Raw genomic sequence first — 21,297 nt, 5'->3', positions numbered from 1 at the left:
GGCTAGGTCGGTAAACTTTCGACGTACCCTGCCAGGATGTTCTGATGCTTGTTCTGCCCAGCGCGCGCGTTTGCGCCGCGCTCTTGTTGGCCGCTGTGCTGGCCGGTTGCAGCCGTCAGGCCAGTACGCCGGCCGCCGCCAAACCCATTCCGGTCTCGGTGCAGGCGGTGGCCACCCAACCCTGGAACTCGACTGTGCAGTCGATCGCCACCGTGCGTGCGCGCGAATCGGTGGCGCTCACCGCTGCGGTCAGCGATGTGGTGGAGCAGGTGTATTTCGACAGCGGCGACGAGGTCAAGGCCGGGCAATTGCTACTGCGTCTGCGCGGCAATTCGCAGCAGGCGGCATTGACCGCCGCGCAGGCCACCTTCGAAGAAACCGACCAGTTATACCGCCGCCAGTTGAGTCTGGTTGGCCAGCAGCTGGTGGCCAAGTCCACCGTGGACACGCAACGCGCGCTGCGCGATGCCGCGCAGGCGCGCGTGCAGCAGATGCGTGCGGAAATCATCGACCGCGAGGTGCGCGCGCCGTTTTCCGGCGTGCTGGGCATCCGCCAGATCAGCCCTGGCTCGCTGATCACCTCCAGCACGGTGATCGCCACGCTGGACGATGTGGCGCGCATGTACGTGGATTTCCAGGTGCCGGAATCGCAGTTCGGCCTGGTGCAACTCGGTAATGCGGTGAGCGGCAGCGCGGCGGCGTATCCGGGCGCGCAGTTCCAGGGCGAGGTGGTGACGATCGATTCGCGGATCGATGAAACCACGCGCTCGGTGACGGTGCGCGCGGATTTCCCCAACGACGATCGCCGGCTGCGTCCGGGCATGCTGCTGGATGTGCGGCTGTTCCAGCCGGCGCGGCAGGCGGTGGTGATCCCGGAAATCGCGGTGGTGCAGGTGGGGCGCGAATCGTACGTGTTCCGGGTCAAGCCCGACAGCACCGTGGAGCGTGCCGATGTGCGGCTGGGCGAGCGCCGCGATGGCAAGGTGGAAATTCTCGAAGGCATCAAGGCCGGTGAGCGCATCGTGGTCGATGGCACTGGCAAGCTGCGCCCGGGCCTGAAGGTTGCCGATCAGGCGGCGCCCGCAGCGCCACGCCCGCAGGCGGCCGCACAATGAAACTCTCCGACCTGTCGATCACCCGCCCGGTGATGGCGGTGGTGATGAGCTTGCTGCTGATCGTGCTGGGGGTGATGTCGTTCACCCGCCTTACCTTGCGCGAACTGCCGGCGATCGACCCGCCCATCGTCTCGGTGGATGTGGAATACACCGGCGCTTCTGCCGCAGTGGTGGAAAGCCGCATCACCCAGGTGCTGGAAGACGCGCTGGCCGGCATCGAGGGTATCTCTACCATCGAGGCGCGCAGCCGCAATGGTTCTTCGGACATCAGCATCGAGTTCGTGCAATCGCGCGATGTGGAAGCCGCTGCCAACGACGTGCGCGATGCGGTCAGCCGGGTGTCCGACCGCATGCCCGACCAGGCGCGTCCACCGGAGATTTCCAAGGTCGAGGCCGACGCCGACCCCATCCTGTGGCTCAACATGAGCTCCAGCACGATGGACACGCTGCAGCTGTCCGACTACGCCGAGCGCTATGTGGTCGACCGCTTCTCCAGCCTGGATGGCGTGGCGCCAGTGCGCATTGGCGGGCGCCAGCGCTATGCGATGCGTATCTGGCTGGACCGCGACCAACTGGCCGCGCGCGCGCTCACCGTGGCCGATGTGGAAGCCGCGCTGCAGAACGAGAACGTGGAATTGCCGGCCGGCAGCATCGAATCGGCGCAGCGCGACTTCACCCTGCGCGTGGAGCGCAGTTATCTCAAGCCGGAGGATTTTGCCAAGCTGCCGCTGAGCAAAGGCGACGATGGCTACGTCGTGCGGCTGGGCGACGTGGCCAAGGTGGAACTCACCTCGGCCGAGCGACGCGCCTATTTCCAGAGCAATGGCGTGCCCAACGTGGGGCTGGGCATCGTGCGCAACTCCACCGCCAATGCGCTAGATGTGGCGCGCGAAGCGCGTGCGCAGGCCGAAGAAGTGCAGAAGTCGCTCCCGAAGGGCACCAACATCTTCGTCGCCTTCGATACCACCACCTTCATCGATGCGGCGGTGGAGCGCGTCTATCACACGCTGGTGGAAGCGGTGGTGCTGGTGCTGGTGGTGATCTGGGTGTTCCTGGGCAGCGCGCGCGCCGCGCTGATTCCTGCGGTGACGGTGCCGGTGTGCCTGATTGCCGCGTTCATTGCGCTGTACGCGTTCGACTTTTCGATCAACCTGCTCACCCTGCTGGCCTTGGTGTTGTGTATCGGCCTGGTGGTGGACGATGCCATCGTGGTGGTGGAAAACATCCAGCGCCGGATCGATCTGGGCGAACCGCCGCTGGTGGCGGCCAAGCGCGGCACCGGGCAGGTGGCGTTCGCGGTGATTGCGACCACGGCCGTGCTGGTGGCGGTGTTCCTGCCGGTCGGTTTTCTGGAAGGCAATACCGGGCGGCTGTTCCGCGAACTGGCGGTGGCGCTGGCGGCGGCAGTGGCGATCTCGGCCTTCGTGGCGCTGACGCTGACGCCGATGATGTCGTCCAAGTTGTTGCGCGCGCACGGGCAGGCCAAGCCCAATCGCTTCCATCAATGGTTCGATGGGCGCATGCAGGCTGTATCCGGTGCGTATGGGCGCTCGCTGGAGCGGCATGTGCACCGCACCTGGATCTTTGCGCTGCTGATGCTGTTGGCGCTGGGCGCCAGCGCATGGCTGATGGGCCGCATTCCCTCCGAACTGGCGCCGGCCGAAGACCGCGGCAATTTCCAGATCATGATCGACGGCCCGGAAGGCGCCGGCTTCGATTACACGGTGGGGCAGATGCATCAGGTGGAAGACATCCTGCGCCCCTTCGTGGGGCCGGACAAACCCATCGTGCGCGCCAATCCGCGCGTGCCCGGCGGCTTTGGCAGCAGCGAGGAAATGCACACCGGCCGAGTCAGCGTGTTCTTGCAGGACTGGGAAAAGCGCACCCGCCCCACCACCGAAGTGGCCGATGAGGTGCAGCAGAAACTCAATGTGCTCAGCGGCGTGCGTGCGCGCACGCAGGTGAGCGGCGGGCTGGTGCGTAGCCGTGGCCAGCCGTTCCAGCTGGTGCTGGGCGGGCCGGATTACGCGGAGATCGCGCAGTGGCGCGACCGCATTTTGCAGCGCATGGAAGCCAACCCCGGCCTGGTCGGCCCCGACTCGGATTACAAGGAGACCCGCCCGCAGATGCGCGTCAATATCGACCGCCTGCGCGCGGCCGATCTGGGCGTGCCGGTCACTGCCATCGGCGGCGCGCTGGAAGCATTGATGGGCTCGCGCCGCGTCACCACCTTCGTCGACAACGGCGAGGAATACGACGTGATGCTGCAGGCCGGGCGCGAAGGCCGCATGGCGCCGGAAGACCTCACCGCCATTCGCGTGCGTTCCAACCGTGGCGAGCTGATCCCGCTCTCCAACCTGGTGACCTTGAGCGAAGTGGCCGAAGCCGGCACCTTGAACCGTTTCAATCGCCTGCGTGCGATCACGATCACCGCCGGCCTGGCACCGGGCTACCCGCTTGGCGATGCCATTGCCTGGGCGCAGCAGGCCGCGCAGGAGGAACTTCCCGAATATGCGCAGGTGGACTGGAAAGGCGAATCGCGCGAGTACCAGCAATCGGGCAGTGCGGTGTTGCTGACCTTCGGCATGGCGCTGCTGGTGGTGTATCTGGTGCTGGCCGCGCAATTCGAAAGCTTCGCGCACCCGTTGGTGATCATGCTCACCGTGCCGTTGGCGGTGCTGGGCGCGCTGGTGGGGCTGTGGCTGACCGGCGGCACGCTCAACCTGTTCAGTCAGATCGGCATCGTGATGCTGGTAGGACTGGCGGCCAAGAACGGCATCCTGATCGTGGAATTCGCCAACCAGTTGCGCGATGAGGGGCGCAGCGTGCATGCGGCCATCGTGGAGTCGGCATCGGTGCGTCTGCGCCCGATCCTGATGACCTCGATTGCCACGGTGGTCGGCGCGATCCCGCTGGTGGTGGCCGGCGGACCTGGCTCGGCCAGCCGCGCCACCATCGGCGTGGTGGTGATCTTCGGCGTCTCGCTGTCCACGTTGTTGTCGCTGTACGTGGTGCCGGCGTTCTACAGCCTGATCGCGCCGTTTACCAAGTCGCCCGAAGCGGTGGCACGCCAGCTGGAAACCCTGGAAGCGCAGACGCCGTCCGTGGGTGGGCATGCGTGAACGAGGCCGGTGGCGCAACGGCTGCCGGCGTTCGCCGATGCGGAAGGGGGCGCAAGACCATCGACGCCCTGGGCCGGCGTGTGCAGTCGTCCAGCTGAGCGCCCGGCGCCGCTGCGCGAGACGTTGCAGGCGGCGGCTATGTGCGCGCTGCGATCCGTCTCATACGGCTGTGCCTGGTAGGTCGGCGCTGTGAGCCCTCCTCACGCCGCCCGGCTGAAATAGGCGCGTGTCGTAGCCGATGTCGTAGGCGCGGCGTGGGTGCGAGCCGGTCGCCAACCAATGGCCCATGACAGTCATGGATGGATATGGTGCACTTCGACGATTGCCATCCCCGGAGTTGTCGATGCGTCGTCTTGCCTGTTTGCTTGCTCCTTCTCTTCTCGCGTTGTGCTGCGGCAATGCGCTGGCGCAGTCGTCCGGCGAGCCGGTTCCCAATGGCCGTCTGCCGACCTGGGCAGTACCGGAGCGCTATAGCCTCGCGCTCAAGATCGACCCGGAGCAGACCCAATTCAGCGGCCGCACCACCATTCGCGTGCAGCTCAAGCAGGCGTCCGACCATCTCTGGCTGCACGGCAAGGAGTTGAAGGTCAGCAAGGTCACCGTCAAGCCGGCTAAGGGCAAAGGCAAGGCGCTGACTGCACGCTATGTGGAAGCCGATGCGCAAGCCGGCGTGGCGCGGCTGGATTTCGGCCGCACGCTCACACCGCAGACGCTTACCGTGGAGATCGCCTACAGCGCGCCGCTCAACCAGCAGCTGCAGGGCCTGTACCAGGTGAAATACCAGGGCAAGGCGTATGCGATGACGCAAATGGAGCCGATCAGTGCGCGCTATGCGTTCCCGGGTTTCGACGAGCCGGCGTTCAAGACGCCGTTCGACATCAGCCTGACCGTGCCCAGCAATGACCAGGCGCTGGCCAACACCATCGCGACCTCGACCAAGCCGGCCGGCAAGGGCTGGAAGACGGTGACCTTCGCCCCGACCGTGCCGCTGCCGACCTATCTGGTCGCCTACGCCGCCGGCCCGTGGGACGTGGTGGATGTGGCGCCGATGCCGGCCACCCCGCAGCGCCCCAACGCCACGCCGTTGCGCGGCATTGCCGCCAAGGGCCAGGGCCCGCGCATCACCCCGGCGCTGGACCAGACCCCGGCCATCATCGCCGCGCTGGAGGACTACTACGCCTTCGGTTATCCGTTCGACAAGCTCGATCTGGTCGCTGCACCGGACTTCAGCGCCGGCGCAATGGAAAACCCGGGGTTTGTCACCTTCCGCGATTGGCTGCTGTTGCTGGACAAGGATTCGCCAGCCGAGAACGTGCAGCGCTCCTTCAACGTCAATGCGCACGAACTGGCGCATCAGTGGACCGGCGACACCGTGACCATGGCGTGGTGGGACGACCTGTGGCTCAACGAAGCCTTCGCCACCTGGATGCAGCAGAAGATCACCATGCAGCTGCATCCGGAATACCACGCCAACCTGGACCGCATCGGCGGCGCGCAGCATGCGATGGAGAACGACAGCCTGGTGAGCGCACGCAAGATTCGCCAGCCGATCACCGGCAATGGCGATATCGAAACCGCGTTCGACGGCATTACCTACCAGAAGGGCGCGGCAGTGCTGGCAATGTTCGAGGCCTTCGTTGGCGAAGACGTGTTCCGCGAGGGCATGCGCGCGTATATCGCCAAGCATCAGTTCGGTAACGCGACTGCCGACGACCTGGTCGATGCGATCGCAGAAGCGGCCGGCAAGGGCGATGATTTCAAGGCCGCATTTCGCAGCTTCCTCAACCAGCCGGGCGTGCCGTATCTGCAGACCCAGGTGGCCCGCGAAGGCGGCAAGACCGTGGTCAAACTGCAGCAGCAACGTTACCTGCCGCTGGGCTCCACCGGCTCTGCGGCGCAACAGTGGGGCGTGCCGGTGTGCGTGAAGTACGGCAAGGGCAAGAACCAGGTCGGTACCGCCTGCCAGTTGCTCGAAAACGGCAGCGGCAGCATCGTGCTGGAGGGCGCCGGCAAGAACACCTGGGTGTTCCCGAATGCGCGTGGCGCCGGCTATTACCGTTTCTCGCTGCCCAAGAAGCAATTGGCGGCGCTGGGCAAGCAGGTCGGCCAGCTGGACGATAACGAACAGCTCGCCTACGCCGATGCGATCAATGCGGCGTACCGGCATGGCGATGCCGACAACGCGGCCGTGCTGGCAGCGCTCGCGCAGTTGGCGCCGTCGGCATCGGCCGACGTGTCCACCGCGCTGCTGGAACGCTTCGTGTGGATCTGGCGTTACCAGGCCACCACCGAGGCCCAGCGCGGCGCCTTGCGCAAGGCGGCCGAACAGGCGTACCTGCCGCGTCTGCGTGCGCTGGGTTATACGCGGCGCAGCGGTGAGTCGATCGACGACACCGCCCTGCGCACGTCGCTGGCCAGTGTGTTCGCCTTGCGTCTGCAGAATGCAGAGGTACGCAAGGCCCTGCTGGCGCAAGGCGATGCGGTGCTGGCCGGCGGCAATGGTGCGCTGGATTTTTCCGCCGCCAACCCTGACCTGCTCGGCACCGTGCTGGCAGTGACTGTCCAGGAACGCGGCGCACCGGCGGTGCAGAGGCTGATCGATGCACTGCGCACGCACGCCGACCCAGCCCAGCGCAACGCCATGATCGCCGCGCTGGGTGCGGTGCAGGACCCGGCGCTGCTGAAGCAGGTGCGCGATTTCGCGCTGACCGACGCGATCAAGGTGGGCGAGATGAAGAGCCTGCTGATGCGCGGGCACAGCGATGAGCGCTCGCATGATTCGATGTGGGCCTGGTTCACTGCCAACTTCGACCGCATCGTGCAACGCAGTGGCTCGTTCGATGGTGGCGGGTTGCCGGCGCTGGGTGCTTCCGGTGGCTGCAGTGTGGACGAGGCCGACCGCCTGGATGCGTTCTTCAAGCCGCGCCTGGCCAAGCTCAGTGGTGCGGACCGCGGCCTGGCGCAGACCGGCGAGACCATCCGCCTGTGCGCTGCACTGAAACAGGCGCAGATCGCCCAGCGCTGAGTTGCGGCGTGCGGCCAGTGTGCGCAGTATCGCGGGAGTCGATGCTGCGCATGCCATGACCAACGCAATGGACCAATCGCTGATGGTGCACGGGGAAGGCTTCGTGCTGCGCCGCTGGCGCCGGGACGACCTGGATGCCTTGGTGCGGCATGCCAACGACCCGCTGGTGCCGCGCGGATTGAGCGAGCGATTCCCTCACCCCTATACCCGTGCCGATGGCGAAGCCTTCCTGGCCGGACGGGTTGTCGATTTGCGCGACCCGGTGCTGGCCATCGAGATCGATGGCCAGGCCTGCGGCACGATCGCAGTGCGCCCAGGACAGGGCGAACGTCGCTACTCGGCCGAGCTGGGGTATTGGCTCGGTCGCAGCTATTGGGGCCGCGGCTGGATGACCCGGATCGTGGGCACGTATGTCGCCTGGGCGATGCAGACGCCACCGCTGTATCGGGTGCAGGCCACCGTGCTCGATAGCAATCCTGCATCGGCCGCGGTGTTGCTGCGCAATGGCTTTGTCGAAGAAGGCGTCAGCCGCTGTGCGCTGCTCAAGCCGGATGGGCTGCACGATCTGCGGGTGTTCGCACGGGTGGATCCAACTGCTGCGCTTTGCGGGCCCGTGTGCGCGTCCAACCCTGCGTGATCGCACGCGCATGATTGCCAGCTGCAGGACGGGGAAATGCCCGCCGCAGGAGGTGCGCAGATCCTGCTGGCCTCCGGGTCGCGTCAACGCCCCCCTGCAGGCGGCACGACGTTCAACATGCCTCAGCGCGGCCGCGTGTATGGACCATCGCGCCAGTGGCTTACCATCGTCGTCACTGCTTGTGCGGCAGCGGCCCTGCCGGTGCTGCAACCTGATCGACGCGCAGACGGCGAACGGCCGGACACAGCCGTTGCGCACTGCACGCAACACGAACTTCTGGATCCGACAATGACACAGCATGATGGACGCGGCGGACGGCCGCCAAGCGATGGCGGCTCCGGCCCCTCGCACAACCCCTGGGGCCGCGCCGCGCCGCGCACACCTGCACCGCGCAGCGCCGCACCCCGCGCTGCAGCGCAGCACACTCCTGCTGCCACCCCACCTGCCGCTGCAGCGAATAGCAACGCGCGTGAGGTGCGGCTGTACGGCATCAACGCCGTGCAGGCCGTGTTCCAGGCGCGTCCGCAGGCGCTGCGCAAGCTGTACCTGAGCGAGGCGCGCATTCCGCAGTTCAAGGCGCTGCTGGCGTGGTGCGTGACCCAGCGCATCGGCTATCGCGTGGTGGAAGAGGCCGACCTGAGCAAGCTCGCCGCCAGTGCACACCATGAGGGCGTGGTGGCCGAGGTGCTGCGCGTCGCCCCGCAACCCTTGCAGGAATGGCTGCCTGCGTTGCCGCAGGGCCCGGTGCTGGCGCTGTGGCTGGACGGGGTGGGCAACCCGCATAACTTCGGGGCGATATTGCGCTCGTCGGCGCACTTCGGTGTGGCCGGTCTGTTGTTGCCGGCCAGTTCCACGTTGGGCCTGTCGGGCGCGGCGGCACGCGTGGCAGAAGGCGGCGCCGAAGCGGTACCGCTGGTGCAACTGCCCGACACTGCAACGGCGATGACGCAGCTGCGCCAGGCCGGCTTTGCGATTGCCGCCACACTCGTCGACGGTGGCCAGGACGTCTTCTCCGCCGCGTTGCCGCAGCGTCTGGTGTACGTGATGGGCGCAGAAAGCGACGGCATGGACCGCGCATTTGCGCGCGATTGCGATCTGCGGTTGTCGATCCGCGGCAGCGGCAAGGTGGAAAGTCTCAATGTCGCCTCGGCCACTGCGGTCTTCCAGGCCGCCTGGCACGCGCGCGTGCTCACCGGAGAACACTGATGCTGCGTTTTTGTGCGTTGTTGCTTGCGACCGGTTGCCTGCTCGGTGCGAATGCGTTTGCCGCCACGCCGGCGGCACCTCCCCAGGTGCGCACCGATCATGGTGCGGTGCGTGGCCAATGGCAGGACGATGGCAGTGCGGTTTTCCGCGCGATCCCCTTCGCTGCGCCGCCACTGGGCGCGCTGCGCTGGCGCCCGCCGCAGCCGATTGCCGCATGGACGCAGGTGCGCGACGCCACTCAGGCTGCCACGCCGTGCGTGCAGCCGGCGCTGGGCTGGAACAACGCCATGGCCAAGCGCGGCACCGAAGATTGCCTCTATGTCGAAGTGCAGACACCGCAGCTGCATCCGGCCAGGCCGCTGCCGGTATTCGTGTGGATCCACGGTGGCGCGAACGTGGCGGGCGGCGCCGATGGACATCTGCCCACCAACCTGGTGGCGCAGGGCATGCTGGTGGTGACGCTGCAATACCGGCTGGGCGCATTGGGGTTCCTGTCGTTGCCGGAGCTGGCCGATGGCGACAACGAAGCCGCCGGCAACTACGCCTTGCTCGACCAGATCGCTGCCTTGCAATGGGTGCGCGACAACATCGCGCAGTTCGGCGGCGACCCCGCGCGGGTGACCATCGCCGGGCAGTCGGCCGGCGGCCAGGACGTGGGCTTGCTGATGCTCAGCCCGCTCGCACGCGGCCTGTTCTCGGCAGCCATCGAACAGAGCGGCACTGCCGGCTTCGGCCTGCCGGCGCGCAGCCTGGAAGACAATCGCGCGCTGGGCGTGCGCATTGCCGAACGCGCCGGCATCGACGAGCCGGCCACACGGCTGGCGCAACTACGCGCGTTGCCGGCCGACCGACTGCTCAAGGCGGCCCAGGGTGTGGATGTGCCGGCCTTGGATGACAACGGCTATATCTGGTTGCAGGCGGTCGTCGACGGGCGCGTGCTGCCGCGTGCGCCGGCCGAGCTGCTGGCTGCCGGCGCGCAGGCAAAGGTGCCGCTGTTGATCGGTTACGTGGTGCAGGAACTGCGCTATGGCGGTGAGGAAGGCGCCGAGAAGCGGGTGCGCCGCGACTATCCCGACCACGCCAAGACCATCCTGCAAACGCATCGCGCCGCCATTGCGCAGCGCGCCGAACGGCAAGGCAATGCGTCCATGCAGTTGTCCACCGATCTCACCTTCCGTTGCCCGGCGGTGACCGTGGCGCAACGCCAGGCTGCGTTGGGCGTGCCGGTGTGGCATTACGTGTTCGATACCGCCGTGCCCGGCGGGCAGGTGACGCATAGCGCCGAGTTGCCGTTCCTGTTCAAGAACCTGCCGATCGGCCAGCCGCCGGTGTCCCTGCAGCGCTATTGGGCCGCGTTCGTGCAGCATGGCAATCCGAATGCAAAGGGTCTGCCGGCCTGGCCGGCATTTGCGCCGACGCATGCGGGGCTGCAGTTCGATGCGCATGGCGTGCAACCCATCAAGGACGCGCGCCCGGCGGTGTGTGTGGGCGTGGATTTGCCATAACGCCATCCGTGGTGCGAAACGCGCGCACCGCTGCGGTGCGCGCGTGTGATGCCATGCCCAAGCGCCTGCACGCCTGCGCGTACCGCGAAGCGGTCGCGCGAAGGTGCGTGAGGCACTTCGTCTTGGGATGGCGGCCGTTACTTTCTCTGCAGCCTGATCGCCGCGCCGCCATTTGCCGCCAAGTTCAGCTGCAAGGTGTCGTTGCGGGTGAGTGTGCGGGTGTCGATGCGCACGTCCGTCGGCGCCTGGCCATCGGCGTGGATGGTGGCTGTCCAATTGCCCTTGCCCAAGAACGATAGCGGCACCTCCATCGTGCGCGCCTGCTCGTTGGTCATTGCACCCACATACCAGTCCTTGCCGCTACGCCGCGCCAGCGCGATGTGCTCGCCGATGGCGCCATCCAGCGCGCGCGTCTCGTCCCAGCTTGCCGGCACATCACGCAAGAACTGCGCGGCAGGTACGTTTTCGTATTGCTCGGGACTGTCGGCAACCACCGCAAACGGACTCTCGTAGACCACGTACATCGCCAACTGCTGCGCGCGTGTGGTCATCACCTGCGGCCCGACGTGTTGTGGCTTGAACTCGGCCGGGCGGACATTGCGGAAGCCGCCAGGCGTGTAATCCATCGGCCCGAGCAACATGCGCGTAAACGGCAGGGTGAGGTTGTGGGTTGCGGTGATGCGCGCGCTCCACTTGTTGTACTCGGCACCAAGCACGCCCTCCTGGGTGAGATAGTTCGGATAGGTGCGGGTCAGCCCGGTCGGGTGATACGCACCGTGCAGATCCACCAGCAGCCTGTGCTCGGCAGCCTTGCTCAGAAGACGATGATAGAAGTCCACCATCTGCTGGTCGTCGCGGTCCATGAAATCGACCTTGATGCCCTTGATGCCCAGCTGCTGGTACCAGGTGAGCGCTTGGTCCATGTGCGCATCGAGTGCGCGCCAATGCGCCCACAGCCACAAGCCGACATCGCGCTTGCGTGCGTAGTTCACCAAGCCAGGCAGATCGAGTTGCTCGACCGGGCGGAGAATGTCTGTATCGGCGTTGTACTGGCCATCGCCGGTGCTGCCGTAATACCAGCCGTCGTCGATCAGCATGTATTGCAGCTTCAACTGCTGCGCATGGTCGATATAACGCTGGATGGTGGCGGTATTCATGCCCGGGTTCGCCACCCCGCTGGCCAGACTGCCCGACCACCAATCCCACGCCGATTTGCCCGCGCGCACCCAACTCGCATCGAAGGCAGGCGGCGGATTCAGCGCGGAAATCAGGTTGGATTCGATCAGGCTTGCGGGGTTGTCGGCCAGCATGATGACGCGCCACGGCGTGGCGAAATCGCGGCCCTTTGCATCGATGCTGACCGCTACCGTGGGGTCGTCCAGGCGCGGCGACAGTTTTGCCGACACGCCCAGGCCGCCATCGGAACGACCGGTGAGATACATCCCGGCGTAATCGCGCAGATTCGCTTCGCCGATCGCAAGCGTGGTGCCGCCGGCGTCGGTCTGGCATACCAGCGGCAACTCGATCAAATTGTGGGCACGCAATTTGGATGCGGCGATGGCATCGTATTCGCCCTCGTGACTGGTTCCGAAGCGGCCCAGATTCAAGTTCCAACAGCGGTAATCGTGCGGGAACGCGAAGCTGGTGAGTTCGTCGCGAATGCGCACCTGGCCCGCATCCGGCAGGACGTAACGCAGTGCAACGCCGTCGTCATACGCACGCAGTTCGATGCCGAGCTTGCGATGTTGCGTATCGGTCAGTTGCACGCGCAGTGCTCGATAGTGGTCGCGTGCCTGTCGCGTCTTTCCGACCGGCAAGGTGAAGCGGCTGTCGTGCAGTTCGGTCGTGCTGCTTTGCAGCGTCATGTCACGGCCGAGCTTGTTGCCTCGGCCCAGATCCAGCCCGAGCGGTGCATCGCCGAGCACCAACGTGTTGCGATACAGCACGCGATAGCTGGGCACGCCATCGGCGCGCAGCGTGAATTCCACTTGCGTGCGTGCATCGGGCGATTGCACGCGCAAGCTCTGTGCTGCAGCGGGTGCAGCGATCAAACACAGCAATGCACATGCCGCCGGGATTGCGGACTGGATCAGGTTTCGCATGATTCCCTCCTCCTGGGATTGCCAACCCTAACCCAGAAAGGTTGTTGTCGATATCCAGCTGGGGTAACGTTACCTCGCGCCATGGCCGCTGAAACAGGGGCGGCAGCCACGGGCGGCATCACGGAGGTCATGACGCAGAACGTCTGCACGACGGGTTGCCGATTGCATCGAAGCGGTGTGCACCGTTGTGTGGCAGTAGAGCTTGGGAGAGGCCTCTAATGCTGATGGTTCGCAGGGCGTTCCGCCGCGGAGCGCTGTGGTTGTTGTGTGCTTGCATGGGTTGGACTGCAGTGGAGGCAGCGCCAGCCGACGATCCGCCCGGTCCGTATGACGTGCGCGTGCTTGCCGGTGGCGTTGCGCTGACCAAGAAACTCGCCGCCCAGACGCCGTGGTTGTCTGCCGATGCGGACTGGAGCGTCTTCGGATGGGTGCGCCCATCACGTTCGATCACAGGTACCGCATTGATAGCGGGCATCGGCGATCCGCAAGGGGCCGGCCGCTACTTCGTGATCGATGGCGGCACGCTTGGTTTTGCGCAGGGCGCCGACAATGTTCTGCGCAGTACGCAGGCCTTGCGTGCAGACAGCTGGACGCAGGTGGCCGCAGTTGCCCAGGGCGAACGCCTGACCCTGTACGCCAACGGCCGCAAGGTCGCCAGCGGTCGTGTGCAGCGGGCGGCCGTCGCGCCGACGCTGGTGTTCGGTCCACACCAGCAAGCTGCGGCGTATACGCAGCACTTCGGCGGCGATATCGCGGGCTTTACCGCACAGGCGGGCGCACTGGATGCACAGGCCATTGCACGGCTCGCCGCAAACGCGCCGGATCCGGCGCTGCAACGGTTCGAAGACGCATCGCCAGGCTGGCGCGTGCAGACCAAGCAGATGGCCGGCCAGCTTGCGCCGCAGCCGGCTGCAACGCTGCCGCGCAGTAGCGCCGCGTTCTCGGCGCCGGTTGCACAACCAGTCCCGGATGCGCCTGCGCTGCAATCGCTGGATGCCGCATCCTGGCGTGTGGGGGCATGGCAACTGGCCGCAGCACCCGAGCTTGGTCAAGCGACCGGCGCCACGCTGTCGCGCCGCGATGACACGACCGGCAACGCGGCGTGGCGTGTGGCGACCGTGCCGGGCACCGTGCTCACCACGCTGGTCGACCGTGGCGTGTATCCGGATCCGGACATCGGCCTCAACAACATGGCCATTCCCGAAGCGCTGAGCCGTCAGGACTGGTGGTACCGCAGCAGTTTCGACCTGCCTGCCGCCGCGCAAGGCAAGCGTCTGGAGCTGTTGTTCAACGGCATCAACTACGCAGGCGACATCTGGGTCAACGGCGTGCAGGTCGGGCACACCCGCGGCGCATTCGCGCGCGGTCGTTTCGATGTCAGCAAGCAGCTCACGCCAGGTCGCAACGTCATTGCGGTACGGGTATCGCCGCCACCGCATCCGGGCATTGCGCACGAACAATCGATGAGTGCAGGCGTCGGCGAAAACGGCGGCATGCAGGCCTTGGATGGTCCGACCTTCATCGCCAGCGAGGGGTGGGACTGGATTCCCGCAGTGCGCGACCGCAATGCCGGTCTGTGGCAGGACGTGCAGTTGCACGCCAGCGGACCGCTCGCACTTGGCGACATCCAGGTGGTGACCGCGCGCTTGGCGCCGGACCATCGACGCGCCGAACTGGAAATCAACGTGCCGCTGCGCAACGACACGCCTGCCGCAGTGCAGGGCAGCGTGCAGTTGGCCTTCGGCGATGTGACCATCCAGCGCCAGGTCACGGTGCCGGCCGGCGGCAGTACGCTGAAGTTCACCGCAGGCGATACGCCGCAGTTGCGCCTTCTCAACCCGCGGCTGTGGTGGCCTAACGGCTACGGCGAGCCTGCGCTGTACACGCTGCAAGTGGGCGTCGATGTGGCAGGCGCGCGCTCGGATGCGCAGCAGCTGCGCTTCGGTATTCGCGAGGTGACTTACGAACTTTCGTTATTCGACGACGATGGCGCATTGCGCCGTGTGCTGGTCGATCTCAACCAGGCCCGCCAGCGTGGCGAACGCATCGTCGATGTACGCCATGCGGCGATTCGGCCGGTACCCGGTGGTAACGCGCAGTCGCTGTATCCCGGTGCGCTGGGCTCGCCGGCAGTGCAACAGCTGGACGATTCCACGCTGGCCCCGCATCTGGTCATTCGCATCAACGGTGTGCGCATTGCGGTGAAGGGCGGTAACTGGGGCATGGACGATTGGCGCAAGCGCGTTTCGCGTGAGCGGCTGGAGCCGTACTTCCGCCTGCAGCGCGATGCGCACTTCAATGTGGTGCGCAACTGGGTCGGGCAGAACACCGAAGCAAGCTTCTTCGAGCTGGCCGACGAATACGGCATGTTGGTGCTCAACGATTTCTGGCAGTCCACGCAGAACTACAACATGGAACCGGCCGACGCGGCGTTGTTCCTGGACAACGCGGCCGAGGTGATCAAGCGCTTCCGCAATCATCCGTCCATCGTGTTGTGGTTCGGGCGCAACGAAGGCGTGCCGGCCCCCATCCTGAATGAAGGCCTGGACAAGCTGGTCGCCGAACTCGACGGCACGCGCTGGTACACCGGCAGTTCCAACGAGATCAATTTGCAGGGCAGTGGGCCGTACAACTATCGCGAGCCGGTGGCGTACTTCAACAAGTTGGCGCAGGGTTTCTCGGTGGAGGTAGGCACGCCATCGTTCTCCACGCTGGAGTCGTTCAAGGCTTCAGTACCGGCAGTTGACGACCAATGGCCGATCAGCGATGCCTGGGCGTACCACGACTGGCATCAGTCCGGTAACGGCGATACCACGAGTTTCATGCGCACGCTGACCGACAAGCTGGGCGCACCGACCAGCCTGGCCGATTTCGAGCGCAAGGCGCAGCTGCTCAATTACGAAACCCACCGCGCCATCTTCGAAGGCTTCAACGCGCAGTTGTGGAGCAAGAATAGCGGTCGCCTGCTGTGGATGAGCCATCCGGCGTGGCCGAGCAACATGTGGCAGGTGTATAGCCATGACTACGACACCCACTCCGCGTATTACGGCGTGCGCAACGCCGCCGAGACGCTGCATGTGCAGATGAATCTGCCCGGGCATGAGGTGGTGGTGGTCAACAATGCTTCCACTGCGGTGCGTGGATTGCGTGTACGTGCACAGGTGTACGCCAACGACGGCAGGCTGCTGCAACAGCGCGAACAGGCACTGGATGCCGCGGCGGTGGCGGTGTCGGCACCCGTGCTGCAGTTGGCACCGTTGCTGAAGGACACCAACGGGTTGGGCTTTGTGCGGCTGCAGTTGCTCGATCGCGATGCAGTGGTGCGCTCGCGCAACTTCTACTGGGTGGCGCGCGATGCGGTGGCGATGCGTGGGCTGGAGGCGCTCGCAAAGGTGCCGTTACAGCTCACCACGCAAGTGCAGCAGGGCAACGAGGAGGCCGTGCTGCGCGCCACCGTCCGCAACCCGTCGCAGCAGGTGGCCCTCAATACCAAGCTGACCCTGGTGGATGGACAAGGCCAGCGCATCCTGCCGGCCTATTACAGCGACAACTACCTCAGCCTGGTGCCAGGCGAAGAGCGCGTGGTGGAAATTCGCGGCCCGTCCGCTGCCACCTTGCGCAACGCCACGCTGCAATTGCGTGGCTGGAATGCCGAACCATCCACAGGCGTTGCCAACGGTTCTCCGTAGCGAGGTCTGCGTGTTGCCGCGCCGTGTCGTGCACGGCGCTTGCACTGACGCACCGCCTGGTGCCGTCAGCCAATACCGCATTGCCGTGCCGGCAATGTCAGTCGAACCGGTCGTGGAGTGTCGTCATCCCTGGGAGGGGACCATGAACAAACTGCATTCGAATACCCGCCACACCCCATTGGCGGCCGCACTCGCGGCTGCGCTCACCCTGCTTGCCGGCGGCGCAAGCGCACAGGACACCGCCACCACTGCAGGCGTCACCGAACTGGACAAGGTAATGGTCAAGGGCGTGCGCGGCGCGCAGGCCGAGGCCATCGAGAACAAGCGCAGCGCCGCGCAGATCATCGATTCGATTTCTGCCGAAGACATCGGCAAATTGCCCGACGTCACCATCACCGATTCCCTGCAGCGCGTGCCTGGCGTGCAGATCCGGCGCTCGGCCGGCGAAGGTTCGCAGCTCAATATCCGTGGCATGCCGCAGGTGCAGACCACCATGAACGGTGAGCTGTACTTGAGTGCCGGTGGCGGCGATCAGTATGGCCAGCCGAACATCGGCCGCGCGCAGCCGGATTTCGTGGATATTCCGCCCACGTTGTTCAGTGGCGTGGATGTGATCAAGTCGCCTACTGCCGCCGATCTGGATGGCGGCATCAGCGGCACCGTCTCGCTGAAGACGCGGCGTCCGTTCGATCTGCCGGAAGGCTGGACTTTCAGCGGTCAGGCCGAAGGCTCGTACGGCGACCGCGTGCAGAAAGCCAACGCGTTGTATTCGGGATTGGCCAGTTTCCGTACCGCGCGTTGGGGCGCGTTGCTGGCGGTGTCGTATTCGGATGCCACGCTGGAAAACAAGCACCCCAGCGTGTATTCCAACGGCGCGCAGAAATCCACCGAACAGAATGTCGGCTTCGACTTCAACGGCGATGGACGTATCGGCAACAACACCGATCCGGGCAACCTGCCGCGTGACTATTTCTACAATTGGGTCGCCACCGAGCTGGATAACCGCAGCACCGATCGCCAGCGCACCGGCCTCAACGGCTCGTTCCAGTTCAACATCAACGATGCGTGGACGGTGCTGGCGGACGCGGCCTACACCAAGCTGGAAGACCACGACACCTCGGTAGCCGCGCAATTGCATACCGGTTGGGCGACCAATCAGTTGCAGCCGGGGTCGGTCGTCGATCCCAATGGCGTGCTGGAGTACGGCAATTTTCGCTACAACCGCTTCCAGGCGCACTCGATGGCCGGGGTGGCTGATTCGGATGCGCTCAACACCAATCTGGAATTGCGCTACGACGACGGCGGGCCGTTCCGTGCTTCGTTCCGCTGGGTGCATGGCGATGCGCAGCGCACCTACGACGAAGCGCGTGCCGATGCAGCGGTGACTCGCGGCGACCAGATTCCACGTGCCGGCGGCGTGACCCAGTGGGCCAACGTCAATGGCCTGCCCACGGTGGATGCATCAGTGGATTTCCGCGGCACCTATCCGGCGGTCAACCTTGCGACCGATGTGTCCAATCCAGACAACTGGCAGCTGATGTCCACCTGGGCGCAGGGCAACAAGATCGAGGCAAAGATGGACGCGTTCCGCGCCGATGGCACTTTCGAGTTCGACGAGGGCGTTGTGCGCGGCTTCCAGTTCGGTATTCGCTATGGCGAACGCGATTTCAAGCTCGATACCTATCGGTATCTGTCGCCGGTGTCGTCCAGCTGCGCCGATCCGAACCGTTCGCTGTACTACTACAAGGATCCGCTGATCGTGGATACCTGCAGCGGCGTGTCCGAGGCGCGCTTGCTGCCGTTCAATTCGATTCCCGGTTATTGGGCGTATTTCAACGACTTCGATCCGCTCAAGGTCACCGGCCTGGGTAGCCAGGGTCTGCCTGCAATCAACCCGCAGGCGATGAAGGACCCGGTTGCTTATCTCAACAGCCTGTATCCGGGCAACGTGGCGTATCAGCAGGCAGCCGATTCCTACCAGGTCACCGAAAAAACCAGCTCGGCCTATTTCATGGCCAACCTGGAAGGCGGTACCGGCACGCGCGTGCCGTGGACAGCCAACATCGGTGCACGCATCGTGCAGACCAAGCTGGCGATCGACCAGTACCTGAGCAGCGGCAATGTCTATATCGGCAATGTCGAATGGAATGGCGTCAGCCCTGCGATCGGTACCAACCGTCTGAATCGCCAGTACACCGATGTGCTGCCCAGCGCGAATCTGTCGCTGGACATCACCGACGCGCAGAAGCTGCGTTTCGCCTACAACAAGGCGGTTGCGCGTCAGGACCTGCCCGATCTGGGCCGTGGTCTGGTGAGCTTCTACGCGGTGAATGGCACACCGCCGCGTAACCCGTCGCTGCCATCGGATGCGGTGCTGTTCCTCAATGGCCGTTCGGGCAATCCGGATCTGGATCCGTACCGCGCCACCAACTACAACGCCTCGTGGGAATGGTATTTCGCCGACGCCTCGTTGATCAGCGTGGGTGCGTTCCTGATCGATGTGAAGTCGTTTCCCACCACCGTCACCAATATCGAGCCCTTGCCCGATGCCGATGGCGTCGTGCGCGCGGGTGGTCCGGTCGAGCGCATCGTCAATGGCGGCGGCGGCAAGATCAAGGGCTTCGAAATCGGCTACCAGCAGGCCTTCGATTTCCTGCCGGGCTGGCTGAGCGGCTTCGGGACCAACATCAACTACACCTTCTCCGATGCCGATACCGACAACACCGATATCGACGGCAACACGCTGCCGATCGGCGACAACTCCAAGCACCAGGCCAACGCGGTGCTGTGGTATCAGAAGGACAAGCTGCAGGCGCGCGTAGCCTACAACTGGCGCAGCAAGCGCTTCAGCCAGGTCAACAGTTCTGCATGGGGTGACGAGCTGGCGATCTGGAACGATGACGTCGGTTACCTGGACGCATCGTTGAGCTACGACGTCAACGATCACCTGACCTTGTACGCCCAGGCCACCAACCTGACCGGCGAAAGCGAACGCCGTTACGCGCAGTGGACCAATCACTACTTCGACCAGAACATCTTCGAACGTCGCTACTACGCGGGTCTGCGTTTGCGCTTTTGATGCCATGCACTGATGCAAGACGCTGCTGTGCGGCATGGTGTACGCGCGCCGTGCCGCACATGCGGTTCTCCTCGTTCCTCTCCAAGCGGTCATTGCGCGCTCTTCCCGTCGCCGTTTGATACGGCGCTGCAGTACGTTCGGCGGCGACGTCGAATACCCTCCCATTCGGCTACATCGTCGGGAAGCGATGTGGCCGTTTTTTTGTGTGATTGCGTGGGCGTCTGCGCACTCATGCCGTTGCGTTGCCGAGCGTATCCTCGGTCGACTTGCCGCGGATGGAGTAGTGCCGTTCGGCCGCCGTTTTTCAACGGGGCGCTTGCGAACTTTTTAGTCTCAAAACGATGCGGAACCGAGATGCACCGGGCCGTCGATGGATCTGTGCACATGCGCAAGTTTCTGCCGTTGCATGGTCTGTCGACCCAGCGTAACGTCCGCCTGGCGAGCCCAACCATTACGCCTCGCGCCCAAGTAACTGTCGATCATTGATCCGTCAAATCCCCCGAAAGGGCAATCCGTCCTTGCAGCAGGATGTCGCTCATAAAGATACTTTTTTCGATCAAGCACATGCTGGCCTCTCGGAAGAGTCTCAAGTCCTACGCCTGGTATATCTGGTACTGACAGTCGTTCGAAGAAAGATCCTGTCGTTCGTGGTACCGGTGGCTGCGCCACGTGGGCGCAGCCTTCGCCGTGATGTGGTGTCTGTAGCATCTTGCCCGCGCGAGGCGTCGCGTTTGCCGGACGCGGGCAAAACGGGATAGGAGAGACGCATGCCCGGATCCAGCGCCGACGCGTTTGCCAGGGCGACGGTGTTCGCACCGCGCTTGCAGGCGCTGTTGGACGAGTACGTCGGCAAGGAAGTGTTTCGACTGGATGCGGAGACCGTGGGCGTCGCGGGCCCGGTGCTGACGCACCGATTGCTTGACGCGCGCGCAGCAACCGAGGTGGAGCGGCCCACCTTTAAACCGCTGCATGGGCGTTCAATCCCGCGCACCGATGCTTCAAAACTGATGCAGGCCATCGGGCGCGATGTACGCGAAGCGTTGAAGCGTCCTGTGTCGGCAGAACTGGATTTATCCGGACCATGGCCACACGTTGGTCACGTCTATCTACGTGATCTTTTGTTGGCCGGGGACCCGCTGCGATTGCGTCTGTTGATGGATCGTATTCTAGAGCTGACGCCTAAGTTGACCTGGGCTGTCATCGCTGCCGGTGCTGCAATATCGCTCAAGCCGCAGCACAACGCCTCGGCCCTGGCCACGTTGACCGCAGCAGCCGGCAGCTACGACGAGCGCCGCTACGCCATGGGCCTGTACCGACGCACGGCAGCACCGGTGTGCTTCACCATTTCGACACTGGTGGCCAATGAGCTATGGCTGGGATCCCCCTTCGACCCGGCGGTGTCCAGCCGTCATATCGTCTACGAATCGCTGCGGCTGCTGCCGCCATCATGGAACATTCTGCGTCACGCATCGCCGGAATATCCTGCGCTCGATGGCCGCATCGGCAGCCACGACGATGTACTGGTACTGCCATTGCTGAGTCACCGCGATCCAGCGCTTTGGGAGGCGCCGGAGGCATTCCGGCCAGAGCGCTGGGATCACCTCGATCCGGACAATCACCCTGGCTATTTGCCGTTTGGGCACGCGTCCGAGCGCTGTTGGGGGCGTCACATGGTGATGCCACTGGCTGAGCGCTTGTTGGATGCGCTGCGCAGCCAGGGCTTGGCTGCTGACCCCAAGCAACGCAAGGCGGTGGTTCCGTTGACGGGCCTGCTGGGCGTTGCACAGGTCGATGTCGTGCGTCATTAGCCAATCGCT

11 protein-coding genes are annotated in these 21,297 nt (G+C 64.8%); 10 read left to right on the top strand and 1 reads right to left on the bottom strand.

Annotated elements, in window-relative coordinates:
• The first annotated feature begins 44 nt into the window (after positions 1–44).
• From ACCQ03_RS16595 to ACCQ03_RS16570, 6 genes are all read left to right on the top strand, one after another.
• Complete coding sequence (locus tag ACCQ03_RS16595; RefSeq protein ID WP_150146818.1) at positions 45–1,115, top strand: efflux RND transporter periplasmic adaptor subunit; 1,071 nt, start codon at positions 45–47, stop codon at positions 1,113–1,115.
• A complete protein-coding gene (locus ACCQ03_RS16590) occupies positions 1,112–4,237 on the top strand; it encodes an efflux RND transporter permease subunit (protein WP_209225863.1) in 3,126 nt (1,041 codons plus the stop codon). The genes ACCQ03_RS16595 and ACCQ03_RS16590 overlap by 4 nt, the downstream gene beginning before the upstream one ends.
• A gap of 343 nt (positions 4,238–4,580) precedes the next feature.
• The gene (locus tag ACCQ03_RS16585; protein WP_057677738.1) at positions 4,581–7,262 is read left to right on the top strand and encodes a M1 family metallopeptidase; all 2,682 of its coding nucleotides are present in this window, start codon (positions 4,581–4,583) and stop codon (positions 7,260–7,262) included.
• 67 nt (positions 7,263–7,329) lie between these two features.
• Entirely contained in the window at positions 7,330–7,899 is a 570-nt protein-coding gene (locus ACCQ03_RS16580; protein WP_057677747.1) for a GNAT family N-acetyltransferase, read from the top strand.
• Between the two features lie 288 nt (positions 7,900–8,187).
• Positions 8,188–9,105 (top strand): TrmH family RNA methyltransferase, encoded by a 918-nt coding sequence (locus tag ACCQ03_RS16575; RefSeq protein ID WP_150146816.1) that lies wholly within the window; start codon positions 8,188–8,190, stop codon positions 9,103–9,105.
• Entirely contained in the window at positions 9,105–10,610 is a 1,506-nt protein-coding gene (locus ACCQ03_RS16570; protein WP_057677740.1) for a carboxylesterase/lipase family protein, read from the top strand. The genes ACCQ03_RS16575 and ACCQ03_RS16570 overlap by 1 nt, the downstream gene beginning before the upstream one ends.
• A 137-nt stretch (positions 10,611–10,747) precedes the next feature.
• Here the strand turns inward: ACCQ03_RS16570 and ACCQ03_RS16565 are convergent, their stop codons facing one another.
• Positions 10,748–12,712, bottom strand: coding sequence for a glycoside hydrolase family 97 protein (locus tag ACCQ03_RS16565; RefSeq protein WP_057677741.1), 1,965 nt, complete (start codon positions 12,710–12,712; stop codon positions 10,748–10,750).
• Between the two features lie 218 nt (positions 12,713–12,930).
• Between ACCQ03_RS16565 and ACCQ03_RS16560 the strand changes: the two genes are divergently transcribed.
• The 4 genes from ACCQ03_RS16560 to ACCQ03_RS16545 all read left to right on the top strand — a co-directional run bounded on the left by ACCQ03_RS16560 (position 12,931) and on the right by ACCQ03_RS16545 (position 21,288).
• Positions 12,931–16,401, top strand: a complete 3,471-nt coding sequence (locus tag ACCQ03_RS16560; RefSeq protein WP_209225865.1) for a glycosyl hydrolase 2 galactose-binding domain-containing protein — start codon at positions 12,931–12,933, stop codon at positions 16,399–16,401.
• Between the two features lie 142 nt (positions 16,402–16,543).
• Positions 16,544–19,480, top strand: a complete 2,937-nt coding sequence (locus ACCQ03_RS16555; RefSeq protein WP_057677743.1) for a TonB-dependent receptor — start codon at positions 16,544–16,546, stop codon at positions 19,478–19,480.
• Positions 19,481–20,008: 528 nt separating this feature from the next.
• Complete coding sequence (locus tag ACCQ03_RS16550) at positions 20,009–20,098, top strand: tryptorubin family RiPP precursor (protein ID WP_244664033.1); 90 nt, start codon at positions 20,009–20,011, stop codon at positions 20,096–20,098.
• Positions 20,099–20,247: 149 nt separating this feature from the next.
• Positions 20,248–21,288, top strand: a complete 1,041-nt coding sequence (locus ACCQ03_RS16545; protein ID WP_209225867.1) for a cytochrome P450 — start codon at positions 20,248–20,250, stop codon at positions 21,286–21,288.
• The last annotated feature ends 9 nt before the right edge of the window (positions 21,289–21,297 follow it).

This window comes from Xanthomonas sp. NCPPB 3569, assembly GCF_041475645.2.
Taxonomy (GTDB): Bacteria; Pseudomonadota; Gammaproteobacteria; order Xanthomonadales; family Xanthomonadaceae; genus Xanthomonas; species Xanthomonas phaseoli.
The sequence above is the reverse complement of the archived record's forward strand: the minus strand, read 5'-3'. Positions and strand labels throughout refer to the sequence as shown.